Raw genomic sequence first — 18,127 nt, 5'->3', positions numbered from 1 at the left:
GCCAATCGCGATGAACCTTCTCCATCTGTTGAAAGTTTCTGTGTTCGTGATTGGCTTCATGTTCGTGACAAGCGTGATGCACGGCTGCAAGGTGGATCAAGAGAAAGAAATCGCAACCTATCGCCGTGTGCTTGAAGCCGATGTCAAGGGAAACGTGATTCGTCTCGCACAGGGCGAACCTGTTTCGCTTACACGTGTGATGCTGCTGGCTAATCAGGACAACGAGCGGCTGAACATCGAAGGTGAAAATTATCTTCAAGCGATCATCGCCAAGAAACGTCTGCTCGCAGACTTCATGCCGACGGTGAGTTTCGGCCCGACGACCGTGATGCGTGATCCCGTCTCCGGCGGGACAAGCAGTTCAAAACGCACAACGACGGATGCGGTAGTCGGGAGCGGCTATGTGAACTTCAATCCTGTGCAGAATCTTCAGGACGTTCGCGCCGCAGATTTTACGATTGAGCAACGTCGTGCCATTCTGCTCGATGCCAAGGCAACTCTTTTGATCGACGTAGCGCAGGCGTTTTATCAGGTTCTTCGTTCAGAACGACAGGTTGAGGTTCTGGCAAACTCGCTGGCTGTGCAGGAAGAACGAGTAGCCGATGTTCGGGCACTGCTCGAAGTGGGTACTGGCCGGCCGCTCGAACTCTCTCAAGCTCAGGCTCAAGCTGCCGACACGCGCGTACAGGTTGCCCAGGCGCGAGGCGACGTCACCAACGCCAGATCGGTACTCGCGTTTCTCGTTGGAACGCCTCAGGTGACTGGCCCGCTCGTAGATGACTTCGACGTTTCTGCTGATCTGCCGACGGAGGCGGAGTTCCTGCAAGCCGCCTACCGCTTGCGGCAGGACCTTGCCGCGGTTAACGCTAAAGTGAGGGCGCAGCGATATGGGGTCGACTCCGCCATGGCGCAGCATTACCCGTCCGTTTCTCTGAATCTCGACTACTTTGTTTATCGCGAGAGCGTGCCATCTGCGAGCCTCTATACCGCACTCATCGAAGCCAACGTTCCCGTCTTCACCGCAGGACGGATTCATCAGGAAGTTCGTGCTGCGTGGTCCGCTTTTCGACAAGCGAAATTCGAAGAATCACTGACCCGGCGGCAGGTGAAGCAGGACATCGAAATCGCCTACCAAAACCTGATCACCAGTGAGCATCGCTTAAAAGAGCTGCGCGTCCAGGTGGATACCGCGCAGGAGGCTTTTGACCAGGCTGCGGATCTGGTTCGAGTCGGTCGTGCGACAAACCTCGAACGACTCGTTGCACAGGATCAGTTGCTCAATGCCCAACTTCTATTGACCAGTGAGTTATTCACACGCAAGGTTGATTTCCTTGAGCTTCAACGTGCGGCTGGATTGCTGGGTGTCGATCCCATCACACCCGCGACTCAGCCGACAACAACCCCCGCGACCGCTCCATCACCCTAGTCATAAATAATTTCCACTCTGCTAGCCACGAAATTCCTTCAGGAGTACGCCATGTCAACCCGTAACGCGCCGCGTTCCCGTACCATCCGCTCCAAAGTCCTCCGGGCATCGATCCCAGCTTCTCCTGACCCTTTCATCAACACCCCATTGATCTCGCTGGGGCCTGATGAAAAAGGCAAAGATCGCTTCTGGATCTCTACGTGGAACGCCAACGTCGGCCCACTTGCTGTGCTGGTCAATGAAGACGGCGACACGAGGGTGTACCGGTTTCCTTCCAATGGAAACTGGACGCGAGGTGGTTTCTACAGTGCGGCTCAGGAAGATGCTGACACTCTCTGGCTGTGCGGTAACCTTTCTCGCGTCGAACGACTTTCACTCAAGAGCGGCAAAACGGAGATTTACGAAACCGGTGCGCCGGCTGCGCTCAACTTTCAAGGCATGATTATTGACCGCGATCACGGCAAGCTCTTTGCGGTCGCCTTCCCGCCGCCTCATACGGTCGGCTTCTCCTTCGACATACGCAAACGTAAACCGATCAAGGTCCATCAGCTCGATACGCTCGACCACTACGCCCGAACCAGCTTTCCCAATGGAGACGGGACGTGGACGCTGCTGCTCGCCTGTCCCGGCGAGACCATGGCGCGGTGGGATCCGGTCAGCGAAAAAGTGACGCTTCGGAAATACGCCGAATCGATCGATGTCCACGACTTGTCCGGCGGAACCATCTATCGTGTCATCACCGACGAGCAGGGACGAGCTTACATCCCCAGAGATGGCTGCGGTTGGTACGACGGCCGTACCGATACGTTCGACCAGACAGGCCCAAAGCCCATGCGTGAGATGTCCTGGTTCGCACGTCAGGGAAAAATCGCATGGGGTGTGGTGATTGAATCGGGAGAAACATCCGTTGGTCGCTGGGATATGACCACCGGTGAGGTGAAAAATCTTTGCCGTCCCGGCGCCGCACAGGCTTTCAATATCAACCTGACGCGGTCAGGGAAGATCGTTTTTGTCGGCTTATACGGTGAGTTCAAGAGATTCGATGCTCACACCGGCGCACTCGAACTATGCAAGCAGCTCCCCACCTGTTCCTGGGGTACCACGGACTGCATTCAACGCATCGACCGCGACCGCGTACTGGGAACGCCTTTCATCACGCAGCGATTCTGGGAAGTCAATCTCAAAACGAAAAAAGGAGTGGATTGCGGCCGGGCTGCGCCCGGATTCGGCGAGATCTTGCAGACGTGGAAAATAGGCAAGAAGGTTTACATGAGTGCCTACACCGGCGGCGAGCTGATGGAATATGACCCCGCCAAGCCGGCCCGCTTCCCGGAAAATCCTCGCGTGGTCGCTGATCCCCCCGAAGGTATGCGACCCGTCGGCAAGACGGACGACGGCCGACGAATCTTTTACTCGTGCAGCGTCACCTACGGCTCTCTCGGCTCCGTGCTTACTCGGTATGACACCCGCACAGGCATCGCCACCTATTCACAAAATCCTCTACCCGATCAGCAGATCGTGTCGCTGTTCTACGACCGTTCATCGAAATCGATCATTGCCGGCACTACGCGCCACGCGGATTGCCAGAGCTGCCCGCCCACCATGGAACGATGCATGATCGCGCAGATCGATCCGGAGACATTGAAGGTCATGCGCCATGTCGAAGCGCCGGCCGGAACCGAATATGTCCATGTGCGCGGTCCCATGGGAAGCGGAAAGTTCCTTTGCCAGCTGAATGGGTCTTTCGGAGGTGGGCAAAGATGGTTTGTCCTGGATCTCAAGACGTGGGAAGTACCCAAGCCTTCGGAGCTGCGACAAGTGCCGGAGGGGTTCGGTTACATGCACTGGGCAGGTGTGCCGGGTTATTTCGTCCTCAACCGTACAAAAGCCATCGAGCTTTGGGATATGCGAAAACCGGAAGTGGTGGCCTTGCTTCTTCAGAGTCACGATCACCTCATCGCGGTGGAAGATGAAACCGTCTATGCCGTGTCACCAAAAGAAGTCATCGTCCTCGAAGGCTGTCTGAAGGGCTTGATGAAAAAATGACGCTGCATCCCTTCGGATGCGAGCAATCATCCAGCAGCAGTACCCCTGCTTCTATTTGAGGAGATATCCATCCTTCCCACCGATCGCGACATCAATCAGCCGGCCGGTGCGCCGTGACTTTCGTACCACGATCCATTGTCCGCGAGCTTTGACATCGCCGGCTTCCAGCAGGCCGTGTTCATACGCCCAGATCAGGGTGTCCTGAACATCGTTGAAGGTGATGCGTACCGCCAGCGCGTTGTCTAATGTCGGAAGTTGCTCCACTTTTGCAGGCTTTTCTCTCTTCCGTCGTGGAATCATGATCGAGAGGAAACGGCCGTTGTAACCGTGAACCTTACCGATGAGTCGCGGCCGTGCGAACACGGGGCCATATTGCAGGTTACCGATGGTCTTCGAATATTTCCGGGCAAGATCGAGCGCATCAGGTCCGAGATAATTCTGAGAACCGGCGAGCTTGACATCCTGCTCCAATGAAAGCTTGTGAGGTGTCGGGTAATTACCGCTACACGGCAGCGAGAAGTGGACATCGAGCATGTTGCCATGGTCATTACCCACGACCGTGGCAGAATCGCCGTTGATCTTGATTTTGTGGTTCGGGTTGACGTTCATCGTCCACCAGAACTCACGAGGCCCCTTCATGCAGTGGTCCGCATTGACGTCGTCCGCGATCCAGACGTAAGGATGCGTGCCCTTGACCAGCCCCAGCGTGCGATAGGACCAGTAGCAGTTGCTCTGGTGCGAGTTGTCCACCGAGGCGGTGTCCACAAACTTGCCGGGGTGATATCCGGTGAGCACCGCGTGGTAGTAGCTCATCCGCCAATCCCCGCCGGTGGATTGGCCGCTCTTGCCCTCCATGAGCACCAGATTGTGTTGATCCTGTTCGATGTTGTACCGACCGGTGTCGATCGCAAAATACTCACCGAGTGCGGAGATGCTGAAATGTCCGCCGCTGTCGTGTTCGTGTCCTGCTGAGGATGGGCTGCGCTGTGAGCCGTCGAACACGACGAAGGTTGCATCATTCTTCCAACTGCTGCGGAAAGTAACGATCCCTCGCTGCGGGTCCATGAACTGCGTCGGAATCGACTTGCGAGCTTTCGATGGATGGACCGGCTTTTTGAGGTCATCAAGCGTCAGTAGTGCATACGTATCTACACACGCGCGATTACCCGGAGACAACTCCACTTCAGGAAAAGTTCCGCGATATCGCTTCATGTTGCCGGCCCACGCGCTGGCAATGGGATACGTCAATGTGCTCGACAGCCATAAAATCGTCGGGTCATTCGTCTCCGTCGCCAGTCGTGGCAGCACCATGCTGCGCGGGCCAAAGTCCGCACCGTAATCGCCAGTGTTCGATGTATAAGTACCCCACGGCTGGATGAAGTGCAGCAAAGCCTGGCCAAAGCGCGTGTAGCGAGGACACTGCGTGTAAACATCAAAAAGCCCCGCGCGACGCACTGCCTCGGCGACGCGAGCCATGTAACAGACCATCGCAGTGCCATAGCCGATGTCCTCATTGGGATACCCGCCCGGCCCAAGCGATGCGTAAACCGACGCCTCGAAATACTGAAGCAACGCAGCCTTTTCCGTACTGAGATCGGGAACTCCCGGATCACCTTCGATCGCCAGCAGTGTCGGCAGTGAACTGAAAAGACCGACCATGCATTGGTTGTGCGCAGAGGAACGGAGAAAGTTATTTTTTGTGATTCTTTCGAGACTGCCTCTGACCGACTGATCCACCGCCCAACGACAGAAAATCGCCCGCTCGTCGGGAGTCATCGCGTTGTACGCCAGATCGTAAGCCGGGGCGATCGTGCCGAAGTTAGCAAAGGACAGGCTATAGCTGTCGTTTGGTCCCTCCGCATCCGCATCAGGAATACCTACGAGTACCCGTCGGATAGCTCGCATCGCGCGTTGATCGTTTTCAAGAATGCCAACCAGTGCTATATCTGGAAGTGATCCCACGACCTGAACGCCACGGGGATCTTTACGGATCTGCAGATGACCGATCAGCGGTGCCAACTTATCGGGATGATCTTCAATCGCTTCGACCATCACCCGAACTTTGCGGCGAAACTCTGAATAAATCTTCTTGCCCTGACCGGTGCGGACCTGTTTTTTGATCCGTTCAAGGTCAGCTTCATCGCAGAGCAACCGTGGATGACGATGTGCCTTATAGAGACTTCTGGCGATTCCGAATTGAAATGTCATGAATGAGCTTCCAATGCGCAGTAACAATAATCATGTCGTAGCGGACATGATACGACCGATTATACCACTTGTCGTGACATAATTGAACGACGAGACTTTGTGGCTGGGTCGTTCACCAGACTTTGAGAGCATCCATTGAATCGAGTTACTCGTCGCTGCGCCAACGGATGCCGCCATCACCACCCACCGTTGATTCACGCCATTCTGACGTAACAACGTGTGCAGCGAAAAAGCGTCGTATCACGACATCCAGACATAAGTCAGAGTCAACGCGCAGAGAGGCATCAACCTCAGAGTTGAGCCTGGGCGGAACGAATGCGCAGGATCAATGCTCCGCGCGCCCAGGGATAGGCAGCCTTGGCTCGTTTGGCAAACTCGCCCTCAAGCTCAACGTCTCCCTCGCCTTCGAGCAGGTAACCTTGGCCGGGGGTGCCGCGGCTGCCGTTGACTTGCCGCGATGCGAGGATCACCTGCACGCGCTTGTCACGTCGTAGATTGGACTCCGTCTGATGGTATCGGCCGGCAGGCATCACCAGCGTGTCGGAGCCGGCATCGCTCAGTTTTCGGACGTAGTCTCCCCAGTTGGCGACGGTGTGTGCCTGCTGGCCATCCCATGTCACGATTGCAACCCATTCGGTCTTTTCCAAAACCTCATGCCAATTTCCTGTAGCTGCTGTTGTCATGACGAACTGACTCCTGTAGTGGTTAACTGATACTTCTGAATCCACTTACTTCACTGCGGCGGAAAACGTGACCATTCTCGATTAGTCTTTCCTTTCGCCCCCCGGTGTCGCGGTTCGCGCGGCGAGCTACTCGCGTTCCTGATTCGGTCCCAAGGGGTCTATCCATATTACATATTTTTTGATCCAGATATTCTTTTATTGAGAACCATTGACTATCCGCATCAACCGTTACGATTCCGCTTCACACGCTGCATAACCAGCAATTTTGACCATTCACACAGATTTCGTGGTTTCGATACCATTGCGCGATTTAATAGGCTGATGACCATGGATAAAAATCACCTTCGCATACGGGCTGGTTACTACCAGCAATTCGACGCGGACCTGACACTCGACGTGTCCGGAGAAGGCTACGGCGGATGGAAGGAAGCGGAATTGACCTTTGATCGCCGCCGCACCGCGATGGTGGTTATGCACGCGTGGGACTGTGGCACGCCGGAGCAGTTCCCCGGCTGGTATCGCTGTGTCGAATACATCCCCCGCGCAACGAAAATCGCCAGGACCGTTTTCCCGCCGCTCCTTCGTGCTGTCCGCGAGTCGGGGATGACCCTCTACCACGTGGTCGGCGGTGGAAATACCTATCAGAATTTACCCGGCTACCAGCGTGCCACCTCTCTGGCAAATCATCAACCTAAACCACAGCGAATTCGTTTTGATGATCCACTGATGGCTGCGGTACAACAGTTCCGCAACGAACATTCGTTCGTCGGTGCTCACAACGTCAACGACGTGAACCGTGGATTCAAGGATATTGATTTCATGGAAGAGGCCCGGCCTCAGGGTAGCGAAGGCATCGCGGAAAACGCAGACCAACTCGCAGGCCTCTGTGCCGCCGACGGCATCAATCACCTGGTTTATATCGGCTTTGCCATCAACTGGTGCCTGCTGCTCTCGCCCGGCGGCATGGCAGACATGTCTTCTCGCTCCATCATGTGCTCAACAATCCGCCAAGCGGTCACCGCTGTCGAAAACAAAGAGACCGCTCGACGTGAAGTTTGCAAAGAGATCGCCCTGTGGCGCGTAGCACTGGCATTCGGCTTTGTTTTCGATGATCACGAGTTCATCCGTGCGGTGAAAGCCAACGGCAACTAATTCCCATCAACCGTGGATTGGTAAGCCCGCGAAATCGGCAACACAACCCCGCCTTCAAGTATTATCGCTCGTGAGATGAGAGATCATGCGCGAACCTTTCCCGTAATCGTCCGACTCCAATCCACATCACCGCGAGGTGACATCGCAGGCGCATTTTCGCTGTAGTCCGTCGGATCGGGCACACCTGCCAGCAAAAATGCCTCACGCCGCTCGATACAAGTCCCGCACGCGCCGCAATGCAACGATTCGCCTTGATAACAGCTCCATGTCCTGGCGAACGGGACTCCGAGGCTGTGGCCAAGGGTGACGATTTGCGTTTTGCTCATGTTCACAAACGGCCGGATGAGTTCCACGCTGCGCCAATCGCAGAGGCTGATGGCAAGCGCAAGTGCGTCAGCAAACTGCGGTCGACAATCCGGGTATATGGCGTGATCGCCGGAATGCGCTCCGTAAGCGACTGCCGATGCCTGCTGCGTAATCGCCCAGCCTGCCGCAACCGCGAGCATGATCATGTTGCGGTTGGGAACGACGGTGGCCTTCATCGACTCATCGGTGTAGTGTCCCAGCGGAACCTGAACCGCAGGATCGGTCTGACTTGATCCCGCGAGCAGACGGGTGATCGCGCGGAGGTCGGCGGTCTCAAGCGGGATCGACCATGCCTCAGCGATCCGAGCAGCTCGTGACAGCTCCGTGCGATGACGTTGGCCGTAGTCCACACACAAGGCAAGCACTTCGTGGCCGGCCTGTCGCAGGTGAAAGAGCATCGTGGTCGAGTCGATGCCGCCGGAAAACAGCACCACGGTTTTAGGTTGATGCAAAACGGTTCTCCACAGCCGTCATGAGGCGGTTTGCGAAATCTCGATGCGCCGCCCGCCGGTGAAATGCGAAGGACGCAACCTGTGATCCAGAACTGCTTCAAAGTACCAAAATAAAAGACCCGGCACCGTCAGGCACCGGGTCTTTATCAAAGCGGGTGAAGGGACTTGAACCCTCGACATTCACGTTGGCAACGTGACGCTCTACCACTGAGCTACACCCGCACAAGCGTACTTTCTCAACGCTGTACGTCGGCAATTATACGGGTAGGGTTGAGCCCGGCAAGTCACCAGCCCGCTGATGATAAATGACAATCGCACCCGCTCACGGTTTGCATATCGCGTTTTCCGAGATTGCCCTCCTACAATAGTGGTGAGGTCGTTACGTCGATCCCCGCATGTCGGGCGGTCTCAAACCGGAACGAGCGGGCAAGTTCGACCTCAGGAAGTTCCATTCGTAAGCATGAGCGGCTCAGCAGTTCGCAGCCTCACCGTGAGGCTGTGGATGGCGGAGCGATCACAGCCGCGGTTCGGCCGCGAGCAGTGCAGCGCCTAATCAGCGCATGAAAAGTCCGACGATCGGGGAATTGAAAACACATGAGCATCAAAGTCCTACTGGCAGACGATCATCGAATGATGCTTCAAGGCCTGCGGTCTCTTTTCGACAGAGAACCCGACATGCGGGTTGTCGGCGAGGCATCGGGCGGCAGGGCTGCGCTTGAAATGGTGCGTGAGCGATCGCCGGACGTTGTGGTGATGGAAATCGGGATGGCGGATCTGAACGGCATCGACGCTACGCGGCAGATCCGCAAGCAGTTTCCTGATGTGAAGGTGATCGCTCTTTCCGCATTTTCCGACAAGCGATTCATCATGGAAACCCTGGAAGCCGGCGCTTCGGGTTACGTGCTCAAAACCGCGACCAGCGATGAACTGCTCAGTGCCATCCGCGCAGCCAATGTCAACCAGCGCTACCTTAGTCCTGAAATCGCCAGCTCCGTAGTGGACAGTTACCTGTCGCGGCGTTTGCCGTTCGACACTTCGAGTAAATCCGTTCTGGGTGCCCGTGAACGCGAGGTGTTGCAACTGCTCGCCGAAGGGAAGACCTCCAAAGAAATGGCGGCGGTACTGCACATTTCCGCCAGCACTGTCGAAGCGCACCGGCGCAACATCATGAAGAAACTCAACATCCACAGCGTCGCGGGGCTGACCAAGTACGCCATTCGGCACGGATTGACGACGTTGTAGGCTGCCGAGACCGCTTCGCGGCGCGTCGATGCTTACTTGGCAAGTAAATCTGTGATTTCGCGTTTGAGTCGTTCCTCGGCATCGCGTCCCAACCCCGGAATGACGCGCACCACTGTGCCCTTGTGGATGACCACCGTCGCTGGCGCGCCGTCGATGTGAAACGCCCGTGCGACCTTGCCGCTCTTGTCGAGCAGCACCGGCAGCTTCAATTCCTTTTGCTCCCAAAATTCCTTCACGACGTCTGCTTCTTCCTCGCAATTGATTGCATAGATTGCGACGGATGATTTTTCCTGAGCTGCCCACGCGCTGACCTTCTGCAAAGCAGGGAGCAGGTAGGAATCCGCACGGCACCAGGTCGCCCAGAACTCCAGCACGACCACGTCTGCCTTCTCCTCCGCCAGCGACGCAGGACGCCCATCGAGAGTGACCGCATCGAGCGGCGGCGCAGGCTGTCCCTCCAGAGATGGCCCCATGTCCGCAGCCTCGTGCATCAATTCCGCCAACGAACCGACCGCTACCGATCCGCTCGTGTCTATCGTGAACACCTTCTCTTCAATCGGCTGGTCACGCACGACATGATCGAATCGGTAATACAGCGAAGCCTTCGTCTGCTCGTCGGCTGTATCCGCGGGCAGATCGATGGTGACCTCGGCGATCAGGTGCGTCGTCGAGTCAGCGACGATCCTCACGCGGCCGACTTTGGAATCAAAGGTAATCGTCGGCCGCTTGTCCGCGTCATCTTCCTTTGCTGGCGGTACGACGATATCGGGCGATTCACCGTCGTTGATGGATTCGAGCGGCTTGTCGCCGATCAAAAACAACAGATCCCACAACGGGGGCTTGGCGACGAAAGGCATTTTTTTTGCCAGTGCTTCATACTCCAGCAGAACTGAAGCGTTGGCGTCAGCGGTGCTCAGCGTCGTTTCAACGTGTCGGCCTTCAAACCCTTCCTCTGAACTTTTGATGAACAGCTTGCTGTGATTGATGGCGATGATGACGTCCGGTTTGTCGATCAGCAGCCGGCCGGCCTTGCGGTCAAACGCGACCTTGATCTCCGTCTCCTGCGTCGTGCGCCAGCGGCCCTGCGTCTGACGTAACTCGAAGTGGACCGTGGCGGAATACGTTTTTATCCCCGCGTAGGCCTGAGCGATGGTGTCTTTGATCGCTTCACCTGCTGCATCCGCGTTCGCTGGTGAAATAAACGTCATCAGGCTCAATGCAGCGATGAAAAATGAGGATGGGTATTTCATGGAGGCTCCGGGGCGGATCGCTGTGGGCGGCTGTGGAATCAGGCTGTCTGACGCGCATAAGCTGCCGACAGGCACTACCGATCATATCGCGGCTGATGGTCATAGTTGCGACGCAAAATACATCGCCCTACCATGCCCCCCTACTCAATTTTGATCTCATCACCCTTTGCAGGAGTTTGACATGGCTGGTTCCCTCATCGCGCCGCATGGCGGCACTCTCGTCAATCGCATCCTTCCCGCTGACCGTGCCGCAAAGGTCAGACAGGAGGCTGCTTCTCTCCCCGTCATCACGCTCTCCGCCAAGCAGGCCTGCGACCTGGAAATGATCGCCATCGGAGCGTTCAGCCCGCTTCAGGGCTTTGTCGGTCAGGCGGACTTCGAGTCGATTTGTAAAAACCTTCGGTTCAGCAATACCCGCAAGGCGCGTGGTCTTGACGGCGACAGCCTGCCGTGGTCGATCCCGATCACCCTCGCAGTCAACGATCAGGTCAAGGGCACGCTGAAGGTCGGCTCCAAGGCTGCACTCAAGCACGCAGACGGCACGTTGATGGGCACCATTGATGTCAAGGAAATTTACGCCCATGACAAAAAGCTCGAAATTCCCAATGTCTTCGGCACCGAAGACGCGGCTCACCCCGGTGCCAAAGCGGTCATGGAGGAAGGTAACTGGCTCGTCGCCGGCCCGATCGATGTCATCACCGTGACACCCGACAAGGACAAGGGCGAGCAGTTCACCGAGTACCGACTCACACCCGCGCAGACTCGTGCGGAGTTTGAGAAACGCGGCTGGAAAACAATCATCGCTTTCCAGACCCGTAATCCCATCCACCGCGCTCACGAGTACCTCACCAAGGTCGCGCAGGAAATCGTGGACGGCCTGCTCATTCACCCGCTCGTCGGCGAGACCAAGCCCGGCGATATTCCTGCGGACGTCCGCATGGAATGCTACAAGGCTCTGGTGAGCAAGTACTACGTCCCTGCGCGAACGATGCTGACGGTCATGCCCTCGGCGATGCGCTACGCCGGCCCGCGCGAAGCCATCCAGCACGCGCTGGTACGCAAGAACTACGGCTGCTCACACTTCATCGTCGGCCGCGACCACGCGGGCGTCGGGAACTACTACGGCACCTATGACGCACAAAAGATTTTCGATCGCTTCGACCCCAAAGACATCGGCATCGAAATCTACAAGTTTGAGCACACCGCCTGGTGCAAGGCGTGCGAAGCGGTCGTCAGCAGCAAGACCTGCCCGCATGGGCCGGAGCTGAAAGTAAGCGTCGCGGGCACGAAGGTGCGCGAGATGCTCAAGGCTGGTCAGCGACCTCCGCAGGAGTTCAGCCGTCCAGAAGTGGCGGACATCCTCATGCACTCGGCGTGGGCTAAAGCCTGAGACTCTCTCCGCGAGTCTGACGACAAAATCGCTCTGAACCGCAGGAGTTATTGTGCGCCCGGCAAGCTCGCCTTGCGCGCTTTTTGCGGCTTGTGCGGTGAACCGCTCACTTGCGGAGATGAAGCCGAAATTGAAGATAACGGCAGCGGCTGCACGTTTTCCGCTCTGCATAGTGTGCCCGGGAAGACGTGTTGGACAGCCCAAGCTCAATCATGCGTGAAGGGCAAAACGCCATCGAAGTCTCCCACCACGGCCAAACCATCCGTGGCATGGTCTATCTGCCCGAATCAACCCGGCGCGTGCCGACTGTGCTGTTACTCCACGGCTTCACCGGCAGCCGTACCGAGGCGGGGTTTGTGTGGATTCGGCTCGCCCGTGAGCTGACAAAGCACGGGATCGCGGCTGTCACGTTCGACTTCCTCAACTCCGGCGAATCCGACGGCTCTTTTGACCGGGCACTGGTCTCAGGTGAGGTTGCCGACGCTGTTCACATGACCCAGTGGACGAGCGGCCAACCATTCGCGGACCGCTCGCGCATCGGGGTGATCGGGTTTTCGCTGGGCGGACTGGTTGCTGCATGTGCCGATGCGAGGATGGCCGGCTTTGCCGCGATGGCGTTGATCGCGCCGACCACTGTGAAAAATCTCTGCCGCTACGAAACTCCGCCAGCCGCAGGCAGTCGTTCTGAGCCATTGACGGTCGGCACCCAGGTGCTCCACTCCCGCTTCTTCGATGATTTGCGACAGCTTGATCCGATCGCGGACATCACCCGCCACTCCGCCCGCCCGACTCTGCTTGTGCAGGGCACGGCTGACAGCGCGGTGGCACCGAATATCTCCGATGAATATGTGCAGGCCATGCGCCGAGTCGGCGTGCCGTTGACAGTGAAGATGGTCCCCGGAGCCGATCACAGCTTCACCAAACCAACCCTGCGTCAGCAGATGATCGACCACGTTTCCGGTTGGCTGGCTCAGACGCTGAGGCCTGATGGCGTCGGTCAGCCGTCTTCGCTGCGATAGAGCCAGAATCGTTGCAGTCAATATCGGATGACATAGCCGACGCGCTGTGCCATAATTGTCATGACCGGTGGCGTATGCGCTGCCCTCACATCTCAATCTGGAGGCCACATGACTGAAAAGTTCGTGTTCAACAGCTCGATGCCGCGTTCCGGCTCGACCTTGATGCAAAATATTCTTTTTCAGAATCCGAGATTTTATTGCAGCCCTACCAGCGGCTTGTTTGAGTTACTCCTGCTGGCGCGAACCGGTTACTCAACCGTCCCGGAGTTCAAGGCCCAGGACCCGCAACTCATGCGCAAAGCCTTCATGGGGCTGTGTCGTGAATCCGTTTATGGCTGGTATCGACCGATCACGGACAAACCGGTGGTCTGCGACAAGTGTCGAGGATGGTTCCACTATTACGAGTGGGTCGAGCAATTCATGCCCAACCCCAAAATCATCGTCTGCATCCGCGATCTGCGCGCAGTGCTCTCGTCGATGGAGAAACTCTGGCGCAAGAATCGCCATCAACAGGACGGGTTCGACCAGCAGGCGAAGATGAACATGATCACCATCGACAACCGCGTCCGGCAATGGCTCAACACCCCGCCGGTCGGTCTCCAGATGATGAGGCTCCGCGATGCTTTCCAAACCGGCCTGAACAAGCACCTGCATTTTGTCCGCTATGAAGACCTGACCACCAAGCCCAAAGAAACCATGGATAAGGTCTATGACTTCCTGGAAGAAGAACACTTTGGACATGACTTCGATAACGTAGAACAAAAGACACAGGAAGATGACGCGGTATTCGCCTTTTACGGCGACCATCAGATCCGACAGCAGGTCAAGCCCTTAAAGGCCGACTGGAACGAAGTGCTGGGCCGCGATATCAGCAACCACATTCGTGAAGCCAACGCCTGGTTTTATCAGGTGTTTTACCCCGAGGTGAAGTGAATCAAAGTCAATGCGCGTACAAGTGTTGGAAGGTTATTTAGATCGCTGATCTGTTTTCCGCAAAATCACTTTCCAGCCGAGCAGACCCTCACCGGAAGTGAGGTGTTCGCAGGTTTCCATTTTGAACCCCTGCGATTCAAACTCCGCCCGCATCGCCTGTTGTTGCTCGTCACCCCAGCGGGAGGCTTCTTGAGCCAGCAGGGACCATTGCCGCAACGGGATCGGCAACCGTCCGCACTGGGCGTCATAAAACGCCAATACCTCCTGCAAATCCTGTTGGGGCGCCATCTCCAGAGTTTTCTGGAGCAAGGCATGGGCCCCACTGAAGGCGATGCTGATGGCTTTCCGCGCACCACAGCGTGTGTATTCCGCCACAAACCCGGCATACACCGCTTTCCACGCCTCATCCGTCGCCGGCTCCGGAGAAACCAGTAAGGCTCGGAAGGTTTCAAGCAACCGATGCTCGCGCATCCAGCGGGCCTGTTCGATGCAACTGCGGGCGTGCTCAGCCAGTATCGAGTCGGGGTGGTGCATCAATAATCCAAAAACTCCCTTCGGCCTGACGATGCGAGCCGCCTCTCGAACAGCACGGGAAAAGTCCTCCGCATATTCCACCGCGTACATTGATGTCACCACATCAAAGAACCCGTCCGGGAAGCCGGTATCGTCAAATGAAGCGCGACGGAACCGTACTCCTTCCGCGCCGGGGATTGTTGCGGGGTTGATCTGTGCGTAGTCAACGGCGTGAATTTCCGCTGCTGCGCCGAGTTTCCGCGCCATGGACGACGCCAGGACTGGCACGAACAATCGGCCGGTGCCCAGATCAACCATCCGCACGCTGACGCCAGCGGCAAAATGACCGGCGAACAACGCCTCCCAGAACTTCACTGCGGGACCACGCAAATGATCCGAAAGCGTGGTTGAAAATCCTTCCGTCCAATAGGCGGTCCAGACCTCCTGCGAGCTGTGCGGCGATGAGGCGGCGTCGGATGAAGTGGTGTTCACTGATGCGGTCCTAAATCACGCCGCGAAATGGCTGACCTGTATCCTGATTGAGCAGCCTGCATTTTCGGTGAATCGGCCCGACGTCATGCCTGCTCAAAACCATCAACCAACACTGACTCCCGGCGAAACATCACATCAAAATGCGAGCTTCACAAATAAAGACTCCCCAGCCGGTTTCCCGGCTGAGGAGTGTAGGGTACAAGCAGACAGACGAAACTCAGGCCTTCTTATTCTTACGGCGGAGCATCAACGCACTGCCTGCGGCAAAGAGTGCAGCCGAGGCAGGCTCCGGGATGAACAACGGGGTCACGCCGCTGACAAGGTTGTCAATGGCGATACCGGTCGGGTTGGTCATCGCTTCATTGTTGCTGTAGTTGCCGTTAAAGAACCAGCCCGCGGTGCGCGGCCCACCAATCGTGGTGCCGTACGCACCGTTAGCGTAATCCGGGGCGGTGAAGCTGGCGAGCAGATTGTTGCTCACCCCGTCGATGACGTTGTAGTGGATCCAGACCTTGCTGGCGTCCATCGTCGAGTCGAACACCATCTCCAGGATGTACCACTGGTCAACGTTCGCCGTGTCGTAGATACCGGGGCCGGTGGCGCCGGCAACGTGGAAGCGATAGCCCTTGGCCACGCCGTTGTAGTTGCCGCCACCATCGACGGAATAGAGCGGTTCGAATTCCCAGCGGCCTTCGGTCATGTATCCGCCACCCAGAGCGTTGACGGATGAGTCCCACTGGCCGTTGTAGATTCCGTCGTTGGTGAATTTCTGATTGCTGTCAGCGTAGATCGCCACACGAGCAGCGAGCATCCCGCCTGACACACCGCCGCCGGTGTTATTACGACCTGCCCGTGAGAGAGGGCCACCGTAGTAACCGTTGACGTTCGGATACTCCCAGTAAATGATGCCGTGGTTGCTGCCTGCATAAGAGGTGACGCCGTTGAATCCGCTGGGAACTTCTTCGATCAGGCCGGCACCGGTGCCAAAAGTACCGCCGCGGATGTCCGTCCAGTCATCAGCTCCCGGAGTCAAGTCCCCGGGACGCACGCCCGGATAGCCGTTCGTACCGCCTGTACCAAAGGTGGTGTCGACAAACGAGGGGTCATCAGGAGTGAAACCATCAGCATCGCTCTCAAACCCTTCAGTGACGCCGGGAGCCGTATATGCGTGGGCCTGGCTCCCCATCACCAGCGCTGCGCCGGCGGCAAAACTCGCGATCGTCTTTAAGTGCTTCTTTTTCTGCATGAGTGCATCTCCCTTTGATTGGGGGTCCGGCCCCATTACCGTTCACGAGAATGTGAATTATCGAAGATGATGAAACAGGATCGCCATCCCATTTCCGTGAAAACAACGCTTTATTGATTGGCCACTTCACTCAAGAATCAATGTGCCGTACCTCATTTCGGTGTCTCGGCTCCACCTCCTCCCGTTTCGAGAAATCTGCTCTCGCTCCTCTGGCCATTGATGTTTGCTAACTACCCGGACTGTGTCAAAATAACCCCGTCCTGTCCCGGATGCAATAAAAATATTCTAAAAAAAATTAGTTTTTTTACATGACCAACTTCGAGAGACGAAACGAGTTAAACCATTTATCTCAAGCAAAGTTACCGTATTGATCCATCCTACCCCCGATAAAATATCCAAATACATTTTCAATTCTATTAAATTCAGGGATCAAAAATTAGTGCTAAAACGATGCTATTTTCTATTTTTCAGGTACTTACCTCGATATTCTCGTCGTTTCCCAGTTACCGTTCGATCGGCCCATTTCCCGTGCATCACGCCGCGGCTGCCGGATTACTCGACTGCGTTGGCATCACCCGGATGGACAGGCATCACCGTTTAGAGTTGGCTCAGAATCAGTCTCACAGACGAATGCAGTTTGCACCTTCGACATCCGACAACAACACCGGCTACACCACGTCTGACACTTCTCGAAATTTTGCACGACTTGTGACGGTCCATTAAAAGTATTTGACCGATACGACAACAATCCGTGGACCTGCGCGGGATGCTTACGACCCGTTATCGTTAGAGCATTGTCACGGAGTTGTATGATGATTTAGCCGGATTTTTCTATGACCACCGCCGAATCACCGCATCGAGCAGTCGAACTTAGTCCGGTCATGGCTGCGGTCGGCATCGCGCACAATGGCTTCAAGGTCATCCTGAAAAACGGCTCCGATCAGTGGCTCCTGGCGCTGATGCTCAACGGATACCTTCGCTTTCATCACCCGCAGGGATTTCTGCTCGCGGCTCCGGGTGATGTCGTCGCCATCGAACCCGGTACGCCGCATCGCTACGGCGTCGAGGACGGCGGGCCGACGCTTGCGATGTTCGCATCCTTCCACGCTCGACCGCACTGGCTTGAATGGCTGAACTGGCCGGAGGTTTCTCCCGGTCTGCTCCATTTGCGCATCGAGGATGCTGCAATTCTGCGCCGCGTCAGAAGCAGCTTTCGTCGTGCGACGAAACTTATTGATATCCAGAATCCTCTGCGCGAGGACTTGACGCTCAACGCTCTCGAACAAGTTCTGATGTGGTGTTACATGGCCCACCCGAAAAACCCGGGGACGCGGCTCGACCCACGCATCCGGCTGGCGGTCGAATATCTCTCGACGAACCTTGAAAAACCTATCTCGGTCTCTGATCTTGCCGAGGTATGTCAGGTCTCATCGTCCCATCTTTATCCGATGTTCCGCAGTCAGTTGGGCATGACGCCGCAGAAGTTTCTTGAGCAGCAGCGCATGAACCGGGCGATGAAGCTGCTGCGCATGACGAATGATTCGATCCAGGCGGTTTCCGTCGCCGTCGGCTTTGTTGATCCCTTCCACTTTTCGACACGCTTCAAAAAGTACGTCGGCCAGAGTCCGCGTGAATATCGACGCGGCGCGGATCGAGAGCCGACCGAATCGTGATAATCCTGTACCTCTCATGCGGCGGCAGGACGGCCC

General features: G+C 56.6%; 14 protein-coding genes and 1 tRNA gene. 8 read left to right on the top strand and 7 right to left on the bottom strand.

The window, feature by feature from the left end:
* Positions 1 to 58 precede the first annotated feature (58 nt).
* Positions 59 to 1,426 carry a TolC family protein gene (locus IT444_06820; protein MCC7192481.1) on the top strand — a complete coding sequence of 456 codons (1,368 nt, stop codon included), beginning with the start codon at positions 59 to 61 and terminating at the stop codon, positions 1,424 to 1,426.
* 51 nt (positions 1,427 to 1,477) lie between these two features.
* Entirely contained in the window at positions 1,478 to 3,472 is a 1,995-nt protein-coding gene (locus IT444_06815; protein ID MCC7192480.1) for a hypothetical protein, read from the top strand.
* A gap of 51 nt (positions 3,473 to 3,523) precedes the next feature.
* Here the strand turns inward: IT444_06815 and IT444_06810 are convergent, their stop codons facing one another.
* Both IT444_06810 and IT444_06805 read right to left on the bottom strand, forming a co-directional pair.
* The gene (locus IT444_06810; protein ID MCC7192479.1) at positions 3,524 to 5,680 is read right to left on the bottom strand and encodes a hypothetical protein; all 2,157 of its coding nucleotides are present in this window, start codon (positions 5,678 to 5,680) and stop codon (positions 3,524 to 3,526) included.
* A gap of 290 nt (positions 5,681 to 5,970) precedes the next feature.
* Positions 5,971 to 6,363: a hypothetical protein gene (locus tag IT444_06805; protein MCC7192478.1), complete on the bottom strand. Its 393-nt coding sequence runs from the start codon at positions 6,361 to 6,363 to the stop codon at positions 5,971 to 5,973.
* 327 nt (positions 6,364 to 6,690) lie between these two features.
* Between IT444_06805 and IT444_06800 the strand changes: the two genes are divergently transcribed.
* The gene (locus IT444_06800; protein ID MCC7192477.1) at positions 6,691 to 7,515 is read left to right on the top strand and encodes a hypothetical protein; all 825 of its coding nucleotides are present in this window, start codon (positions 6,691 to 6,693) and stop codon (positions 7,513 to 7,515) included.
* 83 nt (positions 7,516 to 7,598) lie between these two features.
* Here the strand turns inward: IT444_06800 and queC are convergent, their stop codons facing one another.
* Entirely contained in the window at positions 7,599 to 8,333 is a 735-nt protein-coding gene (gene queC / locus IT444_06795; GenBank protein ID MCC7192476.1) for a 7-cyano-7-deazaguanine synthase QueC, read from the bottom strand.
* 150 nt (positions 8,334 to 8,483) lie between these two features.
* Positions 8,484 to 8,555 (bottom strand) — tRNA-Gly (locus IT444_06790).
* Between the two features lie 372 nt (positions 8,556 to 8,927).
* Here IT444_06790 and IT444_06785 point away from each other — a divergent pair.
* Entirely contained in the window at positions 8,928 to 9,575 is a 648-nt protein-coding gene (locus tag IT444_06785; protein MCC7192475.1) for a response regulator transcription factor, read from the top strand.
* Positions 9,576 to 9,607: 32 nt separating this feature from the next.
* Here IT444_06785 and IT444_06780 read toward each other — a convergent pair whose 3' ends face one another.
* Positions 9,608 to 10,825, bottom strand: a complete 1,218-nt coding sequence (locus IT444_06780) for a TlpA family protein disulfide reductase (protein ID MCC7192474.1) — start codon at positions 10,823 to 10,825, stop codon at positions 9,608 to 9,610.
* Positions 10,826 to 11,006: 181 nt separating this feature from the next.
* Here IT444_06780 and sat point away from each other — a divergent pair, with 181 nt between their 5' ends.
* From sat to IT444_06765, 3 genes are all read left to right on the top strand, one after another.
* Entirely contained in the window at positions 11,007 to 12,215 is a 1,209-nt protein-coding gene (gene sat, locus IT444_06775) for a sulfate adenylyltransferase (GenBank protein ID MCC7192473.1), read from the top strand.
* A 212-nt stretch (positions 12,216 to 12,427) separates the two neighbouring features.
* Positions 12,428 to 13,234, top strand: a complete 807-nt coding sequence (locus IT444_06770; GenBank protein ID MCC7192472.1) for an alpha/beta fold hydrolase — start codon at positions 12,428 to 12,430, stop codon at positions 13,232 to 13,234.
* 108 nt (positions 13,235 to 13,342) lie between these two features.
* Entirely contained in the window at positions 13,343 to 14,167 is an 825-nt protein-coding gene (locus tag IT444_06765; GenBank protein ID MCC7192471.1) for a sulfotransferase, read from the top strand.
* A gap of 33 nt (positions 14,168 to 14,200) precedes the next feature.
* Here IT444_06765 and IT444_06760 read toward each other — a convergent pair whose 3' ends face one another.
* Together IT444_06760 and IT444_06755 are read right to left on the bottom strand one after the other, a co-directional pair.
* The gene (locus tag IT444_06760; protein MCC7192470.1) at positions 14,201 to 15,172 is read right to left on the bottom strand and encodes a class I SAM-dependent methyltransferase; all 972 of its coding nucleotides are present in this window, start codon (positions 15,170 to 15,172) and stop codon (positions 14,201 to 14,203) included.
* A 217-nt stretch (positions 15,173 to 15,389) separates the two neighbouring features.
* Positions 15,390 to 16,418: a PEP-CTERM sorting domain-containing protein gene (locus IT444_06755; GenBank protein MCC7192469.1), complete on the bottom strand. Its 1,029-nt coding sequence runs from the start codon at positions 16,416 to 16,418 to the stop codon at positions 15,390 to 15,392.
* An 833-nt stretch (positions 16,419 to 17,251) separates the two neighbouring features.
* On the opposite strand from IT444_06755, the gene IT444_06750 reads away from it, so the two are divergent.
* Positions 17,252 to 18,091 carry a helix-turn-helix domain-containing protein gene (locus IT444_06750; GenBank protein MCC7192468.1) on the top strand — a complete coding sequence of 280 codons (840 nt, stop codon included), beginning with the start codon at positions 17,252 to 17,254 and terminating at the stop codon, positions 18,089 to 18,091.
* Positions 18,092 to 18,127: the final 36 nt, after the last annotated feature.

This window comes from Phycisphaeraceae bacterium, assembly GCA_020851465.1.
Lineage (GTDB): Bacteria > Planctomycetota > Phycisphaerae > Phycisphaerales > Phycisphaeraceae > JADZCR01.
This window is presented reverse-complemented; position numbering and strand designations above follow the sequence as displayed.